Genomic DNA, 20,460 nt, shown 5'->3' on the forward strand with positions numbered 1-20,460 from the left:
CTTGCAAGACCATATGGACTAACCGGGCGGTGTTCAAACTGCCCTGTGGACGCACTTGGGGAGCAATTGTGGAATCACGTGGATAGCTTTGTGCACCGGTTGTGGATAACCTGAGGATAAGTGCATGTCACAGTAAGATAACTGCAGCTAGAGTGCTGTTTTTGAAAGATTTTCACTGTGGACTAATCCCGTCGCGGCGTGTCGCGGAAGTGGCATTCTCGGGCGTGTTGGGTAAACAACCACTTAACTGCAATATGACATTCCCCACAGGATAAGCAGTCTGTTTCAAAGCACCATTCAAACGTAAGCATCGGTAGACGAACGACTTTTGCGGTTGTGTATTCATTATCGGCAAACCCGTCGCGAACACGCACGCAACACGCCGAACGGCCCCGCGAACCAATGTTCGCGGGGCCGTTCGGTGAGCGTTGTGGCTAGGCGCCGACGACGTCCAAATCGAACTTCGCCGTCACATCAGGATGCAGGCTCACGCTGACAGCGTGCTTGCCTGTCGCCTTGATGTGAGCCTTGGGCAGCTCGACGCTGCGCTTGTCGACGACGGGGCCGCCAGCGGCCTTGATCGCGCCGGCAACATCGGCCGGGGTGACCGAACCGAAGAGCTTGCCCGAACCGCCCGCAGTCTTCACCGTGAGGGTGACTGCGGCGAGGTTCTCGATGGCCTGCTTGAGCTCGTTGGCATGCTCGAGCCCACGGACCTGACGGGCCTCCTGTGCACGACGAATGCCCTCGACCTGCTTCTCGGCGCCACGGGTGGCGACGATGGCAAGGCCACGAGGAAGCAGGAAGTTGCGGCCATATCCGTCTTTGACCTCGACGGTATCGCCTGGGACGCCGAGGTTGTCGACGTCAGCTGTAAGGATCAGCTTCATGATTGACTCCTCTCTCAGCGACCGGTGGTGGCGTAAGGAAGCAGCGCAACCTCACGCGAATTCTTGACTGCGATCGCGATATCACGCTGGTGCTGAACGCAGTTGCCTGTGACACGACGGGCGCGGATCTTGCCGCGGTCGCTGACGTACTTACGCAGCAACGTCGTGTCCTTGTAGTTGATGGACTGCTCGCTCTGATTCTTCGACCGTGCGGCCTTGCAGAACGTGCATGCCTTCTTCTTGATTACCTTGTCGCGCGCGGGCGGCTTCGGCATTGGTCAATCTCCGTAACTTATTGGTTGTTCGATCCTGGGAAGGATCAGAACGGGGGTTCGTCGTCAGCTGCGCGGGAACCACCGAAGGAGCCGGACGCCTGCGGCGCACTGCCCCATGGATCGTCGCCGCCGCCGGAAGGCTGCTGCTGATTCGGACGGCCACCGCCCGATCCACCGGAAGAACCGAAGCCTCCGCCGCCGCCACCACTACCGCGATTTGCCTTGTTGACCTTTGCGGTTGCGTAGCGAAGCGATGGGCCGATCTCGTCGACCTCCAGCTCCATGACAGTGCGCTTCTCACCCTCACGAGTTTCGTACGAGCGCTGCTTGAGTCGCCCGCTCACGATCACTCGCGAACCCCGAGTAAGGCTTTCCGCAACGTTTTCCGCTGCTTCGCGCCAAATGTTGCAGCGCAGAAACAGTGCTTCGCCGTCTTTCCATTCGTTGGTCTGACGATCGAAAGCACGGGGTGTGGACGCGACCGTGAAGTTCGCGACCGCAGCACCCGCGGGGGTGAAACGGAGCTCGGGATCAGCCGTCAAGTTTCCTATAACGGTGATGATGGTGTCGCCTGCCATGTGGTTCCTCCTGCGTTGTGTGGAGTCTGTTTGCGCTAGAGCCTAGGTGTTGGTACCGACGGCTCGGGGGCAGACAGAAATCACTTGTCCTGTCGCAGGACCTTGGTGCGCAGTACCGATTCGTTCAGCGAGAGCTGACGATCGAGTTCGCTGACCGTTGCGGGCTCGGCGCTGATATCGATCACCGCGTAGATGCCCTCGGTGTGCTTGAGAATTTCGTAGGCCAGACGGCGCTTTCCCCAGACATCGACCTTGTCGACCTTGCCGCCATCCTGGCGAACAACGTTGAGAAAGGTATCGAGCGATGGGGCGACGGTGCGCTCGTCCAGATTGGGATCGAGAATAACCATCAGTTCGTAATGACGCATAAGACCTCATCACCTCCTATGGACTGTGAACGGCCACGGACGTTCCGTGGCAGGAGGGTCGTTGCGTCAGCAACCTTTGCAGGGTACACGAGGGGTCGCTGACCTGCGAAATCGTCTCGTGGCCGCCATCGGTCCGATACGCGGGGACCCGTTTTCGGCGTAGCAGCCGGAAAACCTGAGACGTACGCCACCTAGGCTGGTCGTCATGCGCACCGGTGCCCCCGCGGGTAGAAAGACGATCGCCCTGATCGTCGCGTCATGCGGGCTCACGCTGTTGCTCGCCTACTTCAACAAGGCCAGATGTGCCGGCGCGCCGTTCGACGGCTACGGCCGCTCCTTGATCTTCGACAAGATCAAGGACAGCCGGTTCTGCTACTCCGACATCCAGTACCTCTGGCTCGGACGCGACATCAACAACCACGTCTTTCCCTATATCGACGGCGGCATCACCAGCGGTGGCGCGCTCACGGGTGGCACAGTCGAGTACCCGGTCCTCAGCGGTGCCTTGATGTGGCTCGGCGCGACGGGCGCGCACAACGACGCCCAGTTCCTGCTCAACTCCGCGCTGCTACTGGCACCGTTCGCGCTGCTCACCGCGTGGATGCTCGGTCGTCTCGCCGGTCGGGCGGCGCTGCTGTGGTCCATCGGCTCACCCCTGGTGCTGTACGCATTCCACAACTGGGAACTTCCTGTTGTGCTGACCTCGGTCGGCGCGATCTTCCTCATGACCTTCGAGCGGATACCCCTGCGGCGCAGGGCAATCGGTGCGGCGATACTGCTCGCGCTCGGCTTCTGCCTGAAGCTCTACCCGGGCGCGTTCGTCATACCGCTCCTGCTCTATGTGGCGACCGGCGGAGTTGGTGGCCGAGAGTTGCCCGAAAAACTGAAGGGCCGCTTCGATATTCGTGGCGCCATCGCTGTCGCCGGTGCCGCGTCCGCAACGGTGATCGCCGTCAACCTGCCGTTCGTGCTTGCCGGTTTCGACGGCTGGCGCGCGTCCTTCACGTTCCAGCAGAAGCGTGAAGCCGACATCACCACCAATTCGATTTGGTACTGGGGACTTCGGCCGATGTTCGCCGACGATGCCGGGAGCGACGAGGCCTACAACCACGCGGTTGCCATCGCGTCACCGCTGCTCGTCTTCGGTGCGTTCGCGCTTGCGGTCTGGCTCGGCTGGCGGCGATTCCAATCCGTCGGCACCTACCCGTGGGTCGCGGTGAGCGGCGCGATGTTGTGCGGATTTATGTTGTTCCACAAGGTGCATTCGCCGCAGTACACGCTATGGCTACTGCCGTTCCTCGTATTGTTCGCGGTCCCGTGGACGTCCGTCTTGGCGTATCTCGTTGCTGACGCCGCCATCGGCATCGGCGTGTTCCTGTACTTCCACTCGTTGGCGACGAACGGTGCCGTCGACCTGATGGAGAACATCGTCCAGTTCGGTGTGTGGGGTCAGGCCATCTTGCTCGTGTTCTTCTTCTTCGCGTTCCTGCGTGTTCGTACACGCGGTGCGCCACGCTCGGTAGAAGGCGAATCCGCTGCGCCGCAGGGTGATCTGGTCGCTTCGGCGCACTGAAAACGCAACGAGCGCTATACCTTCGTAAGCCCCCTGCGCACCGCCAGCGATCCTGCGAGACCGGCGACCGCCATCGTCACCAGCGCGCCGAGAATGATTGCCGCCGGCTCGCCCGGTTGGAGAATGTTCAGTTGGGTGCCAACCGTGACGGCTGCAATCGGGACGCCGAGTTGGGTCGCGGCGAGTGCACCGAGCGGCAGTGGCTGACCTAGTAGTCGGGTGACGCAATGGACGGCGACGGCGCCGATTCCGAGCGCGAGACCCAGCCCGATGTAGCCGGGGTGCTCGACGAGTTCTCGGAGATCGATCTTGGCGCCGAGCCAGACGAAAAACAGAGGTCCGAGAAAGCCGTCGTTCACGGCGAACAGCTGCTTGGCCACCCGCCGCGGCTCGCCGACACCGGCGACTGCGAGGCCGGCTGCGAAGCCCGCCAACATGATCGACACATGACTTGTTGTCGCAACAGCGGCAAGAGCGAACAGGATGGCGAGGCTGACGCGGAGCTCGATCGCGAACTTGCGGTCCTCGGACAGTTTGTGGACGCGTTTGCGAAGCCCAGAACTCTCCAGGTACCGCAACGCGAAGAACAGGGCCACCGCGCACAGCGAAACGAGTACTGCCCCGATAGCGGCTCGAACAGCGTTGTCTTTGTCGATGACCAAGGGCAGCGCGACAATACACGCGGTATCCGCGATCGCCACCTGCGCCGTCATCTCGAGAATCGACGTTCCACGCAGGCTCAGGGAATCGACTATCGGCAGGATCAACGCTGCCGACGACGATGCGAGCAGCACGGCGTACAAAGCCGCATGGCCGGTGTCGAACATATGGGCAAGTACAACCGCCAGCATTGCTGCGAGAACGCCGACGAGCGCGGCACGACCCGCCCCCTTGCCGATTGCCGACCGTACAGCTGGATCACGCACCGGCACATGGGTTCCCGCAACGAACATCGTAACTGCGAAACCGACATCGGCAAGAAAGGTGAACGTCGGCTCGGACGCGTCGATGATCGCGAATCCTGTTGCACCGAAGATGATTCCGGCACCAAGCTCGCCCAGCACGACCGGAATGTTCCAGCTCTTGCGAGCCGCAAGCAAAGGACCGGCGAGGCCGATCGCCATGATCAGCGCCAGTGTCGAGAAGCTCATCGTCCGAGAGTGATTCCGCCGGAGCTCATTTCGGAGCAGCGATCTTTGCAGGAATGTCGGTATTCTCGTCGGTGTGGTAGCTCGCGCACACCCGGTGGTAGCCGTCCGCAATCTGCAGGGGAGCGCCCGACACAAGATCGCCGCGGACCAGCAAGATGGGCGAGAGCGATTTGCCATTGTCGATCTTGTCGAGATCGGCCGCCACGTGCGGATTGTCGCGAGGCAAGAGTGTGAGGCCGGCCGCTCGCAGGATGTCCTTGGCCTTCTTGTGCACGATCGGTGCGGCACGCAGTTCGTCGGTCAACCGCTGCACGCTCGCTGGATCGGCGAGCAGCGCGAGGTAGTCCGCCGCCGCGGGATAGTCGTGCTCGTCTGGGGCATCTTTCCACTTCGTCCCGGCCGGATCGGGGGCCATGTGTGCTCCTCGTGTCGAAAGTTCGCAGCGGCTTTCGGTCTACCACGAAGTGGCTGCAGTGCGCGGTTGCTCGCAGTCGCGTTGATGCCGAACGCGAGGCGACGTGCATAATCGCCACGTGATCCTCTCCGCCGCCGGGCCGCTGTCCGCGATCGGCGTCGGCTGATGTCACGAGTCGCTGCCATTCGAAATCCGGCCTTCTTCGTCGTCTTCGTCGTCGGGTTCTCGGCGGCGTTGGCGACTCTGTTCGAGTCCTTCACAAAGGTGTTTTCCGAGGATCTCGCCGTCTACCGTTCGGCCGGCCAAGCGGTTCGGCTCGGCAGCGCGCTGTACGACGCCTCGTTCGGTGCGGAGCTGCCGTTCACCTATCCGCCGTTTGCCGCTCTCGTTGCAGTGCCACTCACTCTGGTGCAATGGGGAGCAGCGCAATGGCTTTGGGCTTTCGCGACGATTCTCGTGATGGCCTGGTGCATCTGGTTGAGCTACGACAGGGTGCCCGTTTTCAAGAAGCATCCGGCGATGTCGCTCGCGGTCGCGATGATCGTGTGGACCGCGTCCGGTCCCATCGCCGATCACCTCGGCTGGGGCCAGGTCGGCATGATGCTGATGGCGCTGTGCCTGACCGATTTGCTCGCTCGTCCGCGCTGGCTTCCGCAGGGAGTCTTGATCGGTGTTGCGGCGGCGATCAAACTGGTTCCGGGTCTGCTGCTCGGCTACTTCCTACTCCTTCGCCAGGCGCGACCGTTCATCGCTGGTATCGCAGGCTTTCTCGGGGCGACGCTGCTTGCTGCGTTGCTCCTGCCCACGCAATCGCGGGTGTTCTTCTTCGATGTCGTGACGTCGCTGTCCGACCGCGTCGCTGTCGGGAACCCCGCGGTGTACGGAAATCAGTCGGTGCGCGGCGCGATTCTTCGTCTGCTCCCGGCGGGCTGGGCGGATTCGGCATGGCTGATCGCGGTCGTTCTGACCATCGCGGGTGCGGGCGTGGCAGCGCTGCGGGCCAACCGTGTGCGCGGTGGGTTGGCGGCGTTCACGATCGTCGGGCTTGGCGCGACCCTCATCACGCCTGTCGCATGGCCCCACCACTTCGTCTGGCTGATACCTGCGGTGGGGGTGCTGCTGACCCCGATCGGTCGGTCCAACAGGATCCCGGCGACCGCACTGTTGGCGACCGCGTTTGTCGCGGTCGTCGTCTTGGCGCGGCTTCCGAAAATCGGCTTCGAGATGGACACGCCGATTGTCGCACCGATGTTGGAGAACTCCCTGCTGCTCGCAGCGATCGTCGTCATCGTCGCTCTAGCGGTGCCCGGCAGGTCGCGTCAGCGATCCAGCTGACTCAGCACCCTCGCAAGGCGGTTTTCGTCCGCTGTGACCGAGTCGGGTGTGAATTCCCATTCGTTCTCGGTCCACGGGTCGTACATCCGCAACTGTCCGCTGACCGGGATGTGCTGGCAGTGCCGAGACAGGGCGACGAGTTGCTGATCGGTCGATCGCGACTCGTCACCTCCGATGATCACCAGCGACAAACCGAAGGCAGGACCGACGGAAGCGAGGTGGATGATCTTCGAAATGTCTTCTGCGCCATAGCCTGCCGCAAAGTCGGAGAGGACGACCACCCGTGCGGGCGGCGCGAGATCGGCGAGTCCGTTGGACACCGCCATCTCCGCCAATTCGACCGCACTCGCAATGGACTCGAGCCGCGCCGAGATGTCCAGATGACTTCGCACGACGCCGGCCGTGATCAGCCGTTCCAGCGGCGCGGTCACCTTGTCGAGTGATCCGGTCAGGTCGACGACGTCCAGGATCGGAGTCGGAGATTTTGCAGCGAGGAGTCGCAGCACGTACGACGCCACAACCGGTGCCGCCGCAAGCGGAGTCTCGCTGTCGATCCAGAGTGGACGCTGCAGCGGCAAGCGAACGCAGAAGGGCACCTCCAGCGGTCCGCGGTCGGCTGCCGACAGTGTGCCGATACGGATGCCGTCACTCGGCTCGGTGTCGGACGACTGAATCAACCAGGCAGGCGAGTCCCACGACGCCAACGGACGCGGTAGTTGCGGATCGATCGTCGCGAGCTCACGAATCAGATGATCGGAGTCGTGCTGATAGGTCCGCTGTGCGGTGGTAACGACATCGTCGTGTCGCTTCTGCGCGACTGCCCGAGCCTCGTTGCCCGCCTGCGAGTTTCGCATCGAGGGGTCTGCGACAGCCGCGGTGAGTTCGTCGTCGAGGCGCTTCGTCGCATAGTCGCGCGCCGACACGAACGCCGCCGCCGAGCGGGCAGCGTCCTCGAAGATCATCCACATTCGGTCGAAGGACCGCGACCGGTCGAGCGGTTGGATGGACGGTGTCGTCGCGGGCATGGTCAGCGGCTGAGCTGCAGCTGTCGCAGTGGCGGGCGCAGCCGGCGGCGTCGGGTCGTCGACCTCGACGCCATGGGTGGAAATCAGCTGACCGAGTCCGCCCGCGTACCCCTGCCCGACCGCACGGACCTTCCAGTCACCTTGCCTGCGATACAGCTCGAAGCAGATGACGGCAGTTTCGCCGCCCCGCAGGGGTATCGCGAATTCAACGATGCCGTCGTTCCGCTCGTCTGTCAACGTTGCCGACAGTGCCGTGAACGCCGACTGTTGTGCCGCGGCAGGATCAACGCTGACGAGGCACAGCACGCCGTGGGAATCTGCTCGAACTTGTTCTAGATCGATTGCGAGACAATCGGATTCGAGCCGCACCCCGCTGGATGCCGGTTGGTTGTAGAAGACGAACTCGTCCGACGACATCGCCTGCAGACGGGCATCGACGACGAGTGCCGAGACGTCGAGCGGGGTAGCGCTCGACGCTCGGAAGCGCAGTCGGCGGTGCTGCAACGGCGCATTCTGCCCCGGTACCAGAGGTGACGACACAGGTCCGTCCTAGTTGAGAAGTCTTGGTTGTGATGGCTTAGTTGCGCTGGATGAATCGGGAGAGTTGTGGTGCGGCTTCGCCTGGGTGCTTGGCCTGCATCCCCTCGCCGATCGCTTGCAACTTCCATTCGTTGCCCGACCGGTAGACCGTTGCCATCACCATTCCGGTGAACGCCATGCCACCTTGCAGCGAGTATCGAGCGAGCTCGGCGTTGGTCGTCGCATCGACGAGCCTGCAGAACGCATTCGACACCTGTTCGAAGGTGTGACCCTTGTAGGAGGTGACGATGAAGATGATCGTCGAGACGTGCGGCGGAATACGCGTCAGGTCGACCGCGATCACCTCGTCGTCGCCCTCGCCTTCACCGGTGAGGTTGTCGCCCTGGTGCCGGACGGACCCATCTTTCGACGTCAGCTGGCCGTAGTAGGCGACGTCGACGATGCGGTCCTCGGCGCACAGCACGGCCGAGGCATCGAGGTCGATGTCAGGGGTGCGGTTGCCGAACATGCCGCGAGTCTTGACCGGGTCCCAACCGAGGCCCATCCGCAACGTCGTCAGTGCGACGCCACCCTCCTTGCGGAGCGTGACCTTCTGGCCCTTCTGCAAGCTGACCGGACGGCCCTTCTGCAGATTCACCTCGCCACCACCGGACGGCGGCTGCGCCTGCGGTGCCGCATAACCGGCAGGTGCAGGTGTGTACGGCGGTGGGGCCGCGGCGGGCGGGTAGCTGGGCGGCGGATAGTTGGGCGGCGGTGGCGTCTGCTGATACGGCTGCGGTGGCGGCGGCGCCTGCTGGAACGGCTGCGGTGGGGGCGCTTGCTGGTAAGGCTGCTGCGGAGGCGGCGGCGGGGTGTACGCCGGCGGTGGTGGTGGGGCAGCCGGTGCCGGAGAGTCGTCGACGGATACGCCATGGTCGGTGACGAGTGCGGCGAAACCGCCCGCGTAGCCCTGACCGACAGCGCGGACCTTCCACGCACCGCCACGGCGGTAGAGCTCGAGAGCGATCACGATGGACTCGCTGCTCAGACCGTCGATGCGGTACTGGAACAGCTGGTTGCCGGAGGCGTCGCTCACCGTTGCCGTGGGCGGAGCCGAACGACCGAAGTTGCTCGACGAGTCATCGAGGGTGATGACAGCGCGTATCTGATCGATGTCCGCGGGAATCGCATTGAGCGACACCGCAAGTGACGCGGGCTGGCCGGCAGGGCCTGGCTGCAGCCGGACGCCGGGGCCGTTCGGCTGGTTGAAGAAAACGAAGTCGGCATCCGACCTCACCTTGCCGTTGTCCTTGACCAGCAGTGCGGAAAGATCCGCCGCGACGCTCAGCTGGATGGAGATGACGACATCGTTCACGGCGATGGGGCCGTTCTGGCCCTTCGCAAGCGCTGCAGACAAGACGATTGCCCTTCATGTGTAGGCGGAGCCGTCGAGGGTTTACCAAAGCTTTGCCCGACGCTTCCTAAACCATGTCCCTATGGGAGCCACTGTACGAGAGCCACCCCTTGGCGGCGAGAGTACGTGGACGAACAGGCGCGTGCCACCGGGTACGTGGCCGCCTGAGCATGCATCGGTCAGGCGTGTCAGTCGAGGTCCCAGTATTCGTGGGGATGGAAGTAGTTGTTGACTCTCGGTTTTCGGGTCGGGTCGACATGTTTCGGCGGAACCCACAGAATCCGGCCGGGATATTTGTGGTCGGGTCCGGCGACGATGGTGTGCCAGTCGGTGTCCTTGAGTCCAGCCAGTGGATGGTGCGCGTCGCAGACGAGTGCCAGTTGATCGACGTCGGTGAGCCCGAGTTCGGCCACCCATTCCCGGCAGTGATGACACTGGCAACAGTTGGCTGGTCGCCAACATCCTGGGAAGGTGCAGCCTTTGTCCCGGGCGTAGCAGACCAGACGTTGATCACCCTGCGCGATGCGTTTCGATCTGCCGAGGTAGATGGGGCGGCCATCATCGTCGAACAACGCGAGGTAGTGATGGGCATGTCGTGCCATGCGCAGCACATCCCGGATCGGGAGCAGTGATCCGCCGCCGGTGATCGCAGTCCCGGACGCCTCTTCGGCTTCTTTGACGGTCATGGTCGCGACGACGGTGACCGGGAGACCGCGGTGCTGACCCAACGTTCCCGACGACAGTGCGTCGCGTAGCACCATTTTCAACCCGTCGTGTTGACGTTGCCCGACCGACCGTTCGTCACGGTGCACCACCTCGTCGGTCGGTTCCGCATCCACCGTCGAGTCGGCGTCTGCCGGATTCCCCACACCGGGTTTTGCGTATTTCGCGAACAGTGCTTCGAGGTAGGACCGCAGTTCCGGGTCGACGCAGAAGCTGCCTTTGGTCATCAGGTCGGTGCCTTGTTTACCGAGGATGAAAGTCCGTTTGCGGTCGCGGTCCACCTCGGGTGCGTTGCCGTCGGGATTGAGGTAGGCGAGGATCCGGTTGGCGGCGCGGCGGAGTTGATCGGGCCGCAGAATCCGGGCTTGCTCGGCCAGTTTCGCTTCGGCCTGCTCGCGGGTCTCGGCATCGACGTAGCTGGGGACCTGGGCGAAGAATTCGCGGATCACGGTGATGTGGGCACGGTCGATCGCCCCGTCGCGGTGTTCGGCGGCGGTGTGCGGATACACAGGTTCGAGGGGTGCGCCGGAGAACCCGGTGCGGGGTCCGAGGTCTTCGGCGATCTTGCGGCGGGCTTTGGCTTCGCCCGGATAGATCCGCAGGGTGTCGGCGAGAACGTCGGCGAGGCGGTAGTCGCCGAGCTCGCCGGGGATCCATTGTTCCTGCATGTCGGCGATCAGGACGGTTCCGAAACCGGAGAGGGTGCGTGTTCCGGTTTCGAATCGCTGCAGGAGGTCGAGGCGGTCGCGGTTGTTGGACAGTTCGCCGAATCCGACGTCACGTAACCCGTGGAGAGCTGTTTCGAACGCGACCATCGCAGCCTCGACCGCCGTGGCGGGTTGCGGTGTCGGGTTCGAAAGCATGTGCTAATCGTAGCGGCACCCACCGACACGGTTTCGACGGAAAGTCCCTGCACAACACCACAATTCCACCTACTACTCGTGAGTCTTTTCGGAGGGCCCGACCTCCGAAAAGACTCACGAGGCGCGGAGCGCCGTGTGCGTCGCGAATCGGTTATTCTTCTCGCGGGTGCGATGTGGCCGGGGGCCTTGCGCTCCACGGCATCAACCACGTGAGAGAGCTGATATGGGCCAATTGTTCGAGAAGTCGAAGCGGGTTGTCGAAGCCCAGCTTTCCAACACGACCATACGGGCGATCTCCGGCTCGATGGTCGCCTACGAAGGCAACGTCACGTTCAAGTCGGCCGGATTCGGTGGCGGCGCAGGCGTTCTCGCCGGTCTCAAGCAACGAGCGACGGGTGAAGCGCTCTCGCTGATGGAGTGCACGGGCAACGGCCGCGTCTTTCTCGCGGTCAACGGGCAATACGTCACGGTCTTGAACTTGAACCAGGAGACGCTGCAGGTCGAATCGCGTCAACTGCTCGCAATGAACGGAAATCTGCAGACCAACGTCACGTTCACCGGTCTTCGGGGCGCCGCATCCGGCGGCCAGGGCCTCTTCACGACGACTGTCACGGGTCATGGCCAGGTCGCGCTGCTGTCGGCGGGCGGACCTCTCATTCACCTCGAAGTTTCACCGCAATATCCACTCGTCGTCGACCCGGACGCCTACGTTTGTTCGAAGGGCAACCTGCAGCAGTCGTTCATCACCGATGTGTCGTGGCGAACGGTCGTCGGGCAGGGCAGCGGTGAAGCCTTCTCGCTCCGGTTCGAAGGCCAGGGGATCGTGTCCATTCAGCCGGCAGAACGGTAAGGACTCCAATGGCTTTCACGAAGGTGAACTCGAAGGTCGTCAAGGTGCACGTCGGCCAGGCAGGCGGCGTCGTCGCCCGTACCGGCGCGATGCTGTTCTACACCGGCCAGGTCGGCTTCTCGCCACACCAGGTCCCCGGCGCTGGTCAGATGGGTGGCATGGGCGGAATGGCACGTATGGCCGGCCGCATGATGCAGGGTGAACACGAGCGAACGATGATGGCGCAGGGCAACGGTGAAGTGCACTACGGCTTCGCCGGTCTCGAGGTGCACGTCGTCGATATTCAGCACGGTGCGTCTCTCAAGGTCGAAGCGTCGCGGCTACTCGCCAACACGGCCGGGTTGCAGAGTTCGGTCGTATCGGTGATGAGCCAGGGTGGTGGCGGCGGTGGCCGTGGCGGCGGGCTGATGGGCTCGTTGCGTGGCGCGGCAACCGGTGCGTTGACAGGTCAGGGCATGTTCACGACTCAGCTCTCCGGCCAGGGCAGTGCGGTGCTACTTGCACACGGTGGTCTGATCGAATTGCAGGTGGGTGGACCAGCGCCGATCGTCGTCGATCCCCAGGCCTTCATCGCCGCCTACGGCAACGTCCAAACCGAGCTGAAGACGGCCATGAGCTGGCGTGACGCGGTCGGCCGCGGCGCGGGTGAAGCAATGCAGTTGCAATGTGTCGGCCAGGGCATCGTGTACGTCCAGGCTTCCGAAGAGAAGTTGTGAGCGGAGATTCGAAATGAGCACACTGCTGAATCCGTCGAATCTCAACGGCGACGACAACATTCCCGACAACAGCTACGCCTACAACATCGACCTGAACTCGCCCTGGTTCATCCGTAAGGGCGCGATGATCGCCTACTACGGCCAGATGGAGTTCAAGGCACTGACACATGGCCTGCAGGGCGGCCTGTTGAACATGGTGGCGCAACAGTTTTCGGCGCCGCTGTACACAGGCGACTACGCCGTTGCCGAAGGTTTCGGGAAGCTGATCATCGGCGACCGAGGCTACGACATCAACTCCTACGATCTCGAAGACGGCAACCTGACCATCCGTGCGGCGAACCTGCTCGCGTTCCAGCCGGGTCTGTCGCTGAATCAGTCGATCGTGCCGGGCTTCCTCACCCTGATCGGCACCGGCAAGTTCCTCGCCTCGTCCAACGGGCCCGTGATGTTCGCCGAGCCGCCGCTACGTGTCGATCCTGAGGCACTCGTCGGTTGGGCTGACTGCCCGTCACCGAGCCATCACTACGACCACACCTGGATCACCAGCTTCCTCGCGGCGGGCGCGGCGCGCTTCGGCGTCAACTCCGGCGAGGAGCGTCAGTTCGACTTCACCGGCGCCGGAACGGTTTTGATCCAATCCAGCGAGAAGATCCTCGACGACAGCATGGTCGTACGCACCATCGAACAGCAGATCCACGGCATCACACCGACCGGACTGCAACGCCTCAACTCCGTCATCGCCGCACAGATGGGGCAGCAACAGCAGCGGTACTGACGGGGCGAGGCAGAGCTCGCAGGAGTTCAGACGGTGTAGGTCAGCGAGTAGCTGGCCGTCGTTGCGTCGGTCGCGGTGTAACCGCCCTTACCGCTGATCGTGGCGAAGTCGGCTGTGCCCGATCCTGGGACGACCAGCCAATCCGCTCGAGATCCAGCTCCGTCGAAGGTGCCAGTCATCTCGAGTACGAAGCTTCCGGACGACTCGCCGATCGTGCATTCCATACGTTGCAAGCTCACGAACGTTCCGGTCCCGTCGGGAAAGCCATGCATCAATCCGTGCCAGCGCGCTTCACCCTCGATGTCGCCGGTGTATCGGTCGTGTCCAGTGGCGGCGGCGAGCCCCGATGCACCCTCGACTGGTGCGTACTCGACCTGATTCCATTCCTTGCTCTCGACGATTCCTGTTGCAGTGCGGCTCATTTCGCGTTCCCTTCGGTCTTGGTTTGTGCTTGCCTCGAACGGTAGCCGCGCGTGCGGAGACCGGTCTTGAACAAACGCGAACAACCCGTGGACACTGGTCGGGTGGAGTCCCTTACCGATCGACCGCCACGCGGCTTGCTCGACCCGACAGCTGGGCAGGGTATCTATCGCGAGGCGTTCTTGCCTTCGAGCGCCCGACTGGGCGACATCGTCGCGAATCACTGGGCGGTCCGCTGGGATCTGCGAGGCGAGGACCCGTACGTTGTCGAGGTTCTGCCGGGCCCAGAGATTCAGCTCGTTGTCGAGGCCGGATCGGTCCGCGTGCACGGCATCCTCCGCGGCAAGTTCACCTACGAGTTGCGGGATACCGGCGACATCTTCGGTACGACCTTCCGCCCCGCGGGATTTCGGTGCGTCTATGGCAGGCCGATCGCCGAACTGGGGAACCGCGTCGTCGAAGGATCGGAGATCTTCGGAGCGGCGGCCACCCGCTTCGCGAACGGCATCGCGTCGACAACCGACCGGGCAGAACGTATCGATCTCGCGGAAGAATTTGTGCGACAACGGCAACCGGACATCACCGCAGCAACCAAGTTGGTGAACCAGATCGTGGATACCATCGCAGGTGACCGAAGCATCGTGCGTGTCGACGACATCGCAGAACGGTTCGGCGTTGGGCAACGCAACCTGCAGAAACTGTTCCGAGAGCACGTCGGCATGACTCCGAAACGGGTGTTGCAACGCTACCGGCTGCATGAGGCGGCCGAACGGCTGGACAACGGATCCGTAAGTCTCGCAGCGCTTGCCGCCGACCTCGGATACGCGGACCAAGCCCACTTCGCTCGCGACTTCAAAGCAATAGTCGGACGACCACCGGCCAGCTACACAAACCGCTGACCGCGGTGTTCAGCCGACGATTCGCGCGGACTTCGCAGCCAGCAACCAGTCCGGGAATTCGCTGAGCAGACGGCGATACAGTTCCTGGTCGTCCACGGTGTCGATGTCGTCGAGTGCGAAGAATCCGGCGTTGTCGACCGTGCGACCCTCCATGGTGTCGAGCTTCTCCAACACGCCGTAGTTCGCCTTGCCTAGTCCGACGAACTGCCAAAAAGCCGGTAGCGCAGATGCTTTCGCCATGAGGGCGCTGATCTCGGCTCGCTTGCTGAACCCACCGTCGGTGAAGAAGAGCACAAGGGTCGGCATCGAGTCGCCTGCGCGAAGTGATGCGATGATCTCGTTCATGATCGGCAACTCGTCGTTGTAGCCGCCGATCGGTTTGTAGTCGATACCGCCATGTGTGCCTGTCAGGTGCAGAAACTCCTCCGACCAGCCCTCGACTTCGTGCACCGCAATGTCAGGGAGGCGGGCGAAATGGCTGCCGTACAGGTACGGCTCCAGCTGGCCGTCGTCGTCGATCTGCGTCGCGACCGGAACCATCCGCTCGACGACTCGGTGCACGACCCGCTGCTTGTACATCCGACTCATGCTGCCGGTCTTGTCGATAACGAGGACGACGCGCGCTCGCACGCCGGTCGCTTTCTTCTCCAGCAATACCTTGGCGACGGCCGACTTTCGGAGATCGAGTTTCTGCCGCGTCTCCAGCGACAGCTTGGCCTCGTTGGCGACGGTCCGTACACCGGCATCTTGGACCGGTGTGCTGGCAGGTTCATCGTCGACCGAGACGCCGTGATCGGTGACCAGCGCGGCGAACCCGCCCGCATACCCTTGGCCGACAGCACGTACCTTCCAGTCGTTGCCACGCCGATACAGCTCGAGCGCGATGACTATCGACTCGCTGCTCAAGCCATCGATTCGATACTCGTACAACAGGTTTCCTGCGCTGTCGGACACCTGCGCAATGGGCGCAGGGTAGCTGCCGAACTGTGCCGACGTGTCTTCGAGTGTCAAGACCGCCCTGACCTGGGCGATATCCGCAGGGACCGCACCGAGCGAAACGGCAAGCGCCGCAGGCGGACCCGCTTGCAGTTGCACCCCAGGTCCGTCCGGCTGGTTGAAGAAGACGAAGTCGGCATCGGTGCGCACCTTGCCGCTATCGGTTACCAGCAACGCCGACAAGTCGGCAGCCGCGCTCGATCGCACGGCCACGACAACGGTCGATGCGGACAGTGGGCCGTTCTGGCCCTTTGCGAGAGAGGCGGTCACAGGGGAGTCCTTGATCGTTCGATGTCAGCTGGTGGCGGAGTGCTCGACGAACCAGCGCACGATCTCTTCGCCCGCTGCGACACCAGAGGCATCGGTAACTCGCACGGTCGGATGTTGCCAGTCGAGGGCTTCGAGTTCGCCGTGTCGTGGACGAATACCCGCGTCGGCGGCGACCAACATCTCGGCATCGAGGGCGCCGTCACCAGCGGCCAACACCTTGGCGCCGGACTCGAGCACGCCTTCGTCAACGAGCCGTCTGCGAACCTCGGCAACTGCGAAACTTTTGCAGATCGTCGCAGGCATCGCGTAGATCTTGCGGCCCTGTTGTGATGCAGCCCAACCATTTTCGCTACACCAGAGACCCCACTGCGGCAGGAAGTCGGCCGGGAGTCTGTCGAGACGAACGACGAGATAGCAGAACATATCGTCGGCGATTCTGAATTTGTCGGCCCAGGTGTCGCTTATGCGTGAGCGCAACTCGGCAGCGACCTCGTCGAGGCTTGCGCCCGCCGCTCGCGTGGCAGCGTCCACGCCGGCACGCCACTCCTCGTCGGGTGAGCCGTCTACGAGAATGTTGCCGCCATTGCTGGTGATGGCATAACGCCACGGTTCACCGGGCATGTGAATACGTTTGAACTGCGCAATGGTTCGAGTCGTCGTCGGTATCAGCGGTGTCCGAAGTGCCAACTCGTGCAACAGCTCTGCCGCAGCGACCGTCATGTGGGAGACAGGCTTTTCCTTGGTCAGCTCGACCACTCGCAACGGTGCGTTCGTCGGTGCAGCCTTGAGCGCGGCCTTGGAATAGATCATGGTGCGGTCGAGATCGGTCGCGATCAGCGTGTTCATTCCGCGAGATCCTTGACCAGGCCCATACACGAATACGCAAGGTCGGCAACCTCGTCGACCGGAACGCCGCGTGCCTCGGCGAGCAAACGAATGTGTGCGTGCTCGGGCGCTTCGAGATCCCGGACCAGCACCCGCCACGGCACCCGTCGCAGCAGCACCCGCGTCGTCTCGCCGACGCCCGGCTTCACGAAATTGACCGTCGAGATGCCGTACTCCTCCCGCACCTTCTCGACCGAGCGCCAGCCTGCCCACGTCGGTGTGCGATCGGAATCGAGGATGTCGGCGAGAGCGGTCGGAACCTGTTCGCGCACTGCGGGAAAGCTTGCTGTCACGGTGTCGAGGAGATGATTCGAGACATCCTCCGACGCGAGTTCGCTGTAGAACTTCGCGCCGTGGAACTCGCCGGGACCGATGACCGTGTCGTTGAGCACTGTGCGCGAAACCAGACCGGAGACAGTCGAATTCAAGCACGCGGACGCGATGAGGAAGTCGTCGCGCGTGCCATAGGTGCGGGCGCAGTAGCCGGGATCGGCGAGTACGGCGAGGTCGTCGTTGAACAGCGCGCCACCCTCACGGTGATAGTCCAGCAGCGCTGCGGTGAGTTCGCGCGCGATCGCGCCCTTGCCGGTCCACCCGTCGACGAACACGACGGACTCCGAGTCATGATGGCGTGCAAGATAATCGAGTGCGGCGGCGTCGATCCCGCGATCACGCACGATCGATACAGCGTAGTGCGGGATGTCGAGCCCGTGAACCCGCTTCGCCCACCGCCGCATCAGAATGCCGATAGGTGTTCCGGCGCGCGCAAGTGACACGAGCACGATGTCGTTGCCACGCTCGTGCAGGACGAGGTCGGTCACCACGCCGACAGCGAGCGCCAGGCGCTCCGAACTCGACCGCAGCACGGTGTCGAACAGTTCGCGGTAGGCAGCGTCCGGCTGATACTCGATCGGCAACGACTCGGCGTAATGCGCTTCGCCCGACTGGATCCGCTTCTCGCGGTAGGTGATGTCCGCCTCGAGATCCAGGTGCGAAAGATCTTTCAGCAGCCAGGAAACCTCTTCGGCTGCATAGGAACCGAACTCCGGACCGTGTAGTGGCGCAGTCATTCGAGATCCTTCCTTGCCGCACGCAAAGCGGCGGGATCTGTGCCCGCGACGAGAGCGACGAGAACGTCTTCGCCAGCCGCGGTGAGCACATCGAGCAGTCCGCCCGGTGCACGGAGCAGAGCTGTATCGGCCGGCTCGTCGAGTACAACGACGATCTGGGCTGCAGCGTCGCTGCCGTTGCGGGTCGGAATCTGGGCGTTGTACAGGTAGCGCGGGGCGTCTTCCCCCACTTCTGGTGCGGCAAAACGAAATCCCCGTCGCAGTGGATAACCGTCGACATCGAGGACGTAGGCAGGTGAGCGTGTTGTGGTTTGAAACAGCACCTCACGTCCGCGCTGTTCCAGTTCGGCGGCAACGCGGAGCGGCAGGTACATCAGTTCCTCGTGCCCAACGACCACTAACGCTCGCTCCGGTTCGAGTGCCGCATCCAGCGTGTCGGCAGCAGAGACAACCGCGGCATCGAACGACTCGGCGTCCGAGTGTAGAAAGCCGTGGCGGCCGCCATCGGGAACTGCGGCAGACCATGGCAATACGATGGAGTCGATATCGCCGGTCTTTCCTGCCTGAGGATTGAGAACGGGGTCCGGGAGCCCAGCGACGGCATCGACGAGCCCTGCAGGCAGCACAGCGGTACCGCTTGCGAGACTGACGAAGTCGATCTGCGCGCCCAGTTCGCTCGCTGCTTCGGCTACTGCGCGGCGGTGCGCGTCCGTCCGCATGTCCACAAGTGCCGCAATGATGTAGTGACGACGAGGGACGTGCTGGTGCAATGCCCGAATTGCGTCGACAGCTGTTGCACCAGTGGAAATTTCGTCGTCGATCAGGATCAGCGGGAGGCTGTTGGCGAACAGGTCGGGGGCGGTTGGCTGCAGCATGTGACTCGTTGCATGCGAGTGGCCTTCCTCGAATGCCGCGAAGATCTCGATACCGGGAACGACCCGCCTTGTCGAGTGCAGGTAACACGTGGCGCCGATTCGCGCAGCAACGCAATGGCCGAGACCCGTTGCCGTCTCGGCGAATCCGAGCGCGACGACGTCGTGGTGATCGGGTCCGAGTGCATCGAGAACGAGATCGCCCAACGCATCGGCGGCGGCGATGATGACACTCGGCGCGGTCGGTATGTGCTTGCCGAGCACGGTGGAAACAAGCAGATGGGCGCGTTTCGGGTTTCGGCGCAACCCCGGGCGAACCAGATCCGGAACGTACCGACCGACCGGTGAGGCCGTGTGGACGATGTCGAAGCCGAGCTCGGTTGTAGCCCAAGCTGTTTCCGTCACCGGTCTACCAGTGCGGTGAGCAGATCGACGAACGTGATGCCCTTGTTTGTCACGCCGAATACCTTGGCGCGCAGCAGAATCTGATGCGCCCAGCTGCGATGCGGTTTGGTCTCGTTCATCTTGTTCCGATAGCCCGAAGCCTGCACGCCGCCGGCTTCCTTGCCGAGAATGTCGCGTGCGTCGTTGTATTCCTCGTGCGTCACTGCCGAAAGTGCGTGCACCGCAGAGACATGCGACGGATGGATCACGGTCTTGCCCTGGATGCCGTTGGCGCGATCCAGCGCGATCTCGCGCAGCAAACCGTCGAGATCGCGACTGACGAGATGCTGCCGGAACCGGACAGCGTCGTGTTCGGCGAACGGAGTCGTACGCAGCATCGGGCGGAACATACGTTCGTGATCGGCAAAGTACTCCCACACGGGCCCGGTGATGACGAAGCCGGTGCCGTCCGTGCGCCCGAGATAGTTCACGATGCCTGCGATGACGTCGGCGACGACGCGGACGTCGTAGATCGTGAGGTCGCGGTCGCGACGAATACCGAACGTGCCGCACATATCCGTCGCGCCGATTCGGACGGCAAGCACGCGGTCGCGATGCTCGGCGAGCAGGGCGGATATCGACTGGAGTTCGCGGTCGCGAGTCTCGCGAAAGACCAGTTCGGGCGACTCCAGAACCGGCATCGCGTACAGCTGCTTGCCGACCAGCTCCGACGCCGCTGCGATCTCGTCGAGGTACTTGCCGCCACTCTCGCCGGTGAACTTCGGTACGACGAAGCCCGTGAGCGCGCGGACCCCTGTGGTCAATCGTTCCGCGATCCCGCGGATCGACTGTGCGTCGCGAACTCGGACGAAGAGCAGCAGGCTTGCCGCATCGGTCGAGGCCAACTCGTCGAGCGCGTTCACAGCATTGGTCATGGCATCTTCGACCTCGTGGTCTCCGATCGCGTCTTCGAGGTCGAGGACCATCGAGCAGACACCTTCGGTCGCGCGTCGCACGACGGCGGCAGCAAGGTCGGGCCGTGTCGCGGGAACGTAGAGCGTTGCACCGAGCGCGACCGCGAGCAATTCGCGATCGTCGCCGTCACCGAACGGCAGTGGAGCCTGGAGGAACAATTCGTCCTGACGCTGCGGATCCAGCTGACGAAAGTGCCTCAGAGTGCTGGTCTCGGACATA

The 20,460-nt window shown here is 63.1% G+C and carries 21 protein-coding genes; 6 read left to right on the plus strand and 15 right to left on the minus strand.

What is annotated here, in order from left to right:
* Positions 1–434: 434 nt before the first annotated feature.
* From rplI to rpsF, 4 genes are all read right to left on the minus strand, one after another.
* Entirely contained in the window at positions 435–890 is a 456-nt protein-coding gene (gene rplI / locus JGU71_RS09780; RefSeq protein ID WP_199703887.1) for a 50S ribosomal protein L9, read from the minus strand.
* A 14-nt stretch (positions 891–904) separates the two neighbouring features.
* The gene (gene rpsR / locus JGU71_RS09785; RefSeq protein ID WP_199703888.1) at positions 905–1,165 is read right to left on the minus strand and encodes a 30S ribosomal protein S18; all 261 of its coding nucleotides are present in this window, start codon (positions 1,163–1,165) and stop codon (positions 905–907) included.
* Between the two features lie 44 nt (positions 1,166–1,209).
* The gene (locus JGU71_RS09790) at positions 1,210–1,743 is read right to left on the minus strand and encodes a single-stranded DNA-binding protein (protein ID WP_199703889.1); all 534 of its coding nucleotides are present in this window, start codon (positions 1,741–1,743) and stop codon (positions 1,210–1,212) included.
* A gap of 80 nt (positions 1,744–1,823) precedes the next feature.
* Positions 1,824–2,111, minus strand: coding sequence for a 30S ribosomal protein S6 (gene rpsF / locus JGU71_RS09795; RefSeq protein ID WP_199703890.1), 288 nt, complete (start codon positions 2,109–2,111; stop codon positions 1,824–1,826).
* 205 nt (positions 2,112–2,316) lie between these two features.
* Here rpsF and JGU71_RS09800 point away from each other — a divergent pair, with 205 nt between their 5' ends.
* Positions 2,317–3,684 (plus strand): glycosyltransferase family protein, encoded by a 1,368-nt coding sequence (locus JGU71_RS09800; RefSeq protein WP_199703891.1) that lies wholly within the window; start codon positions 2,317–2,319, stop codon positions 3,682–3,684.
* A 14-nt stretch (positions 3,685–3,698) separates the two neighbouring features.
* Here JGU71_RS09800 and JGU71_RS09805 read toward each other — a convergent pair whose 3' ends face one another.
* Both JGU71_RS09805 and JGU71_RS09810 read right to left on the minus strand, forming a co-directional pair.
* Positions 3,699–4,835: a cation:proton antiporter gene (locus tag JGU71_RS09805; RefSeq protein WP_199703892.1), complete on the minus strand. Its 1,137-nt coding sequence runs from the start codon at positions 4,833–4,835 to the stop codon at positions 3,699–3,701.
* A 25-nt stretch (positions 4,836–4,860) separates the two neighbouring features.
* Positions 4,861–5,250: a hypothetical protein gene (locus tag JGU71_RS09810; RefSeq protein WP_199703893.1), complete on the minus strand. Its 390-nt coding sequence runs from the start codon at positions 5,248–5,250 to the stop codon at positions 4,861–4,863.
* Positions 5,251–5,415: 165 nt separating this feature from the next.
* Between JGU71_RS09810 and JGU71_RS09815 the strand changes: the two genes are divergently transcribed.
* Positions 5,416–6,585 carry a glycosyltransferase 87 family protein gene (locus JGU71_RS09815; protein ID WP_199703894.1) on the plus strand — a complete coding sequence of 390 codons (1,170 nt, stop codon included), beginning with the start codon at positions 5,416–5,418 and terminating at the stop codon, positions 6,583–6,585.
* Here JGU71_RS09815 and JGU71_RS09820 read toward each other — a convergent pair.
* From JGU71_RS09820 to JGU71_RS09830, 3 genes are all read right to left on the minus strand, one after another.
* Positions 6,570–8,150: a TerD family protein gene (locus JGU71_RS09820; protein ID WP_199703895.1), complete on the minus strand. Its 1,581-nt coding sequence runs from the start codon at positions 8,148–8,150 to the stop codon at positions 6,570–6,572. The genes JGU71_RS09815 and JGU71_RS09820 overlap by 16 nt on opposite strands.
* A gap of 37 nt (positions 8,151–8,187) precedes the next feature.
* Complete coding sequence (locus tag JGU71_RS09825; protein WP_199703896.1) at positions 8,188–9,546, minus strand: TerD family protein; 1,359 nt, start codon at positions 9,544–9,546, stop codon at positions 8,188–8,190.
* 185 nt (positions 9,547–9,731) lie between these two features.
* Positions 9,732–11,129 carry an HNH endonuclease signature motif containing protein gene (locus JGU71_RS09830; protein ID WP_199703897.1) on the minus strand — a complete coding sequence of 466 codons (1,398 nt, stop codon included), beginning with the start codon at positions 11,127–11,129 and terminating at the stop codon, positions 9,732–9,734.
* Positions 11,130–11,352: 223 nt separating this feature from the next.
* On the opposite strand from JGU71_RS09830, the gene JGU71_RS09835 reads away from it, so the two are divergent.
* The 3 genes from JGU71_RS09835 to JGU71_RS09845 are packed head-to-tail and all read left to right on the plus strand — an operon-like array spanning position 11,353 to position 13,470.
* Positions 11,353–11,979 (plus strand): AIM24 family protein, encoded by a 627-nt coding sequence (locus JGU71_RS09835; RefSeq protein ID WP_199703898.1) that lies wholly within the window; start codon positions 11,353–11,355, stop codon positions 11,977–11,979.
* Positions 11,980–11,987: 8 nt separating this feature from the next.
* Positions 11,988–12,695, plus strand: coding sequence for an AIM24 family protein (locus JGU71_RS09840; RefSeq protein ID WP_199703899.1), 708 nt, complete (start codon positions 11,988–11,990; stop codon positions 12,693–12,695).
* A gap of 13 nt (positions 12,696–12,708) precedes the next feature.
* On the plus strand, positions 12,709–13,470 hold the full coding sequence (locus tag JGU71_RS09845) for an AIM24 family protein (protein ID WP_199703901.1): 762 nt from the start codon (positions 12,709–12,711) through the stop codon (positions 13,468–13,470).
* Between the two features lie 26 nt (positions 13,471–13,496).
* Here the strand turns inward: JGU71_RS09845 and JGU71_RS09850 are convergent, their stop codons facing one another.
* Positions 13,497–13,892 carry a DUF3224 domain-containing protein gene (locus JGU71_RS09850; RefSeq protein ID WP_199703902.1) on the minus strand — a complete coding sequence of 132 codons (396 nt, stop codon included), beginning with the start codon at positions 13,890–13,892 and terminating at the stop codon, positions 13,497–13,499.
* 102 nt (positions 13,893–13,994) lie between these two features.
* On the opposite strand from JGU71_RS09850, the gene JGU71_RS30380 reads away from it, so the two are divergent.
* Entirely contained in the window at positions 13,995–14,789 is a 795-nt protein-coding gene (locus JGU71_RS30380) for a helix-turn-helix domain-containing protein (protein WP_199703903.1), read from the plus strand.
* A gap of 9 nt (positions 14,790–14,798) precedes the next feature.
* Here the strand turns inward: JGU71_RS30380 and JGU71_RS09860 are convergent, their stop codons facing one another.
* Genes JGU71_RS09860 through JGU71_RS09880 form a run of 5 tightly spaced genes read right to left on the minus strand, consistent with a single transcriptional unit; the run spans position 14,799 to position 20,459 of the window.
* Positions 14,799–16,055, minus strand: coding sequence for a vWA domain-containing protein (locus tag JGU71_RS09860; protein WP_199703904.1), 1,257 nt, complete (start codon positions 16,053–16,055; stop codon positions 14,799–14,801).
* Positions 16,056–16,079: 24 nt separating this feature from the next.
* Positions 16,080–16,901, minus strand: a complete 822-nt coding sequence (locus JGU71_RS09865) for an HAD family hydrolase (protein WP_199703905.1) — start codon at positions 16,899–16,901, stop codon at positions 16,080–16,082.
* Complete coding sequence (locus JGU71_RS09870; RefSeq protein ID WP_199703907.1) at positions 16,898–18,010, minus strand: cysteine protease StiP family protein; 1,113 nt, start codon at positions 18,008–18,010, stop codon at positions 16,898–16,900. The genes JGU71_RS09865 and JGU71_RS09870 overlap by 4 nt, the downstream gene beginning before the upstream one ends.
* Positions 18,007–19,287 carry a phosphoribosyltransferase family protein gene (locus tag JGU71_RS09875; RefSeq protein ID WP_199703908.1) on the minus strand — a complete coding sequence of 427 codons (1,281 nt, stop codon included), beginning with the start codon at positions 19,285–19,287 and terminating at the stop codon, positions 18,007–18,009. Before JGU71_RS09875 ends, JGU71_RS09870 begins: the two co-directional genes overlap by 4 nt.
* The gene (locus JGU71_RS09880) at positions 19,284–20,459 is read right to left on the minus strand and encodes an HpcH/HpaI aldolase/citrate lyase family protein (protein WP_199703910.1); all 1,176 of its coding nucleotides are present in this window, start codon (positions 20,457–20,459) and stop codon (positions 19,284–19,286) included. Before JGU71_RS09880 ends, JGU71_RS09875 begins: the two co-directional genes overlap by 4 nt.
* Position 20,460 lies beyond the last annotated feature (1 nt).

It is taken from the genome of Antrihabitans stalagmiti (genome assembly GCF_016482825.1).
GTDB classification, from domain to species: domain Bacteria; phylum Actinomycetota; class Actinomycetes; order Mycobacteriales; family Mycobacteriaceae; genus Antrihabitans; species Antrihabitans stalagmiti.

Coding starts and splice junctions, on each gene's coding strand:
- rplI (WP_199703887.1), bottom strand. CDS start 890: ATGAAGCTGATCCTTACAGCTGACGTCGACAACCTCGGCGTCCCAGGC.
- rpsR (WP_199703888.1), bottom strand. CDS start 1,165: ATGCCGAAGCCGCCCGCGCGCGACAAGGTAATCAAGAAGAAGGCATGC.
- JGU71_RS09790 (WP_199703889.1), bottom strand. CDS start 1,743: ATGGCAGGCGACACCATCATCACCGTTATAGGAAACTTGACGGCTGAT.
- rpsF (WP_199703890.1), bottom strand. CDS start 2,111: ATGCGTCATTACGAACTGATGGTTATTCTCGATCCCAATCTGGACGAG.
- JGU71_RS09800 (WP_199703891.1), top strand. CDS start 2,317: ATGCGCACCGGTGCCCCCGCGGGTAGAAAGACGATCGCCCTGATCGTC.
- JGU71_RS09805 (WP_199703892.1), bottom strand. CDS start 4,835: ATGAGCTTCTCGACACTGGCGCTGATCATGGCGATCGGCCTCGCCGGT.
- JGU71_RS09810 (WP_199703893.1), bottom strand. CDS start 5,250: ATGGCCCCCGATCCGGCCGGGACGAAGTGGAAAGATGCCCCAGACGAG.
- JGU71_RS09815 (WP_199703894.1), top strand. CDS start 5,416: ATGTCACGAGTCGCTGCCATTCGAAATCCGGCCTTCTTCGTCGTCTTC.
- JGU71_RS09830 (WP_199703897.1), bottom strand. CDS start 11,129: ATGCTTTCGAACCCGACACCGCAACCCGCCACGGCGGTCGAGGCTGCG.
- JGU71_RS09835 (WP_199703898.1), top strand. CDS start 11,353: ATGGGCCAATTGTTCGAGAAGTCGAAGCGGGTTGTCGAAGCCCAGCTT.
- JGU71_RS09840 (WP_199703899.1), top strand. CDS start 11,988: ATGGCTTTCACGAAGGTGAACTCGAAGGTCGTCAAGGTGCACGTCGGC.
- JGU71_RS09845 (WP_199703901.1), top strand. CDS start 12,709: ATGAGCACACTGCTGAATCCGTCGAATCTCAACGGCGACGACAACATT.
- JGU71_RS09850 (WP_199703902.1), bottom strand. CDS start 13,892: ATGAGCCGCACTGCAACAGGAATCGTCGAGAGCAAGGAATGGAATCAG.
- JGU71_RS09865 (WP_199703905.1), bottom strand. CDS start 16,901: ATGAACACGCTGATCGCGACCGATCTCGACCGCACCATGATCTATTCC.
- JGU71_RS09870 (WP_199703907.1), bottom strand. CDS start 18,010: ATGACTGCGCCACTACACGGTCCGGAGTTCGGTTCCTATGCAGCCGAA.
- JGU71_RS09880 (WP_199703910.1), bottom strand. CDS start 20,459: ATGTCCGAGACCAGCACTCTGAGGCACTTTCGTCAGCTGGATCCGCAG.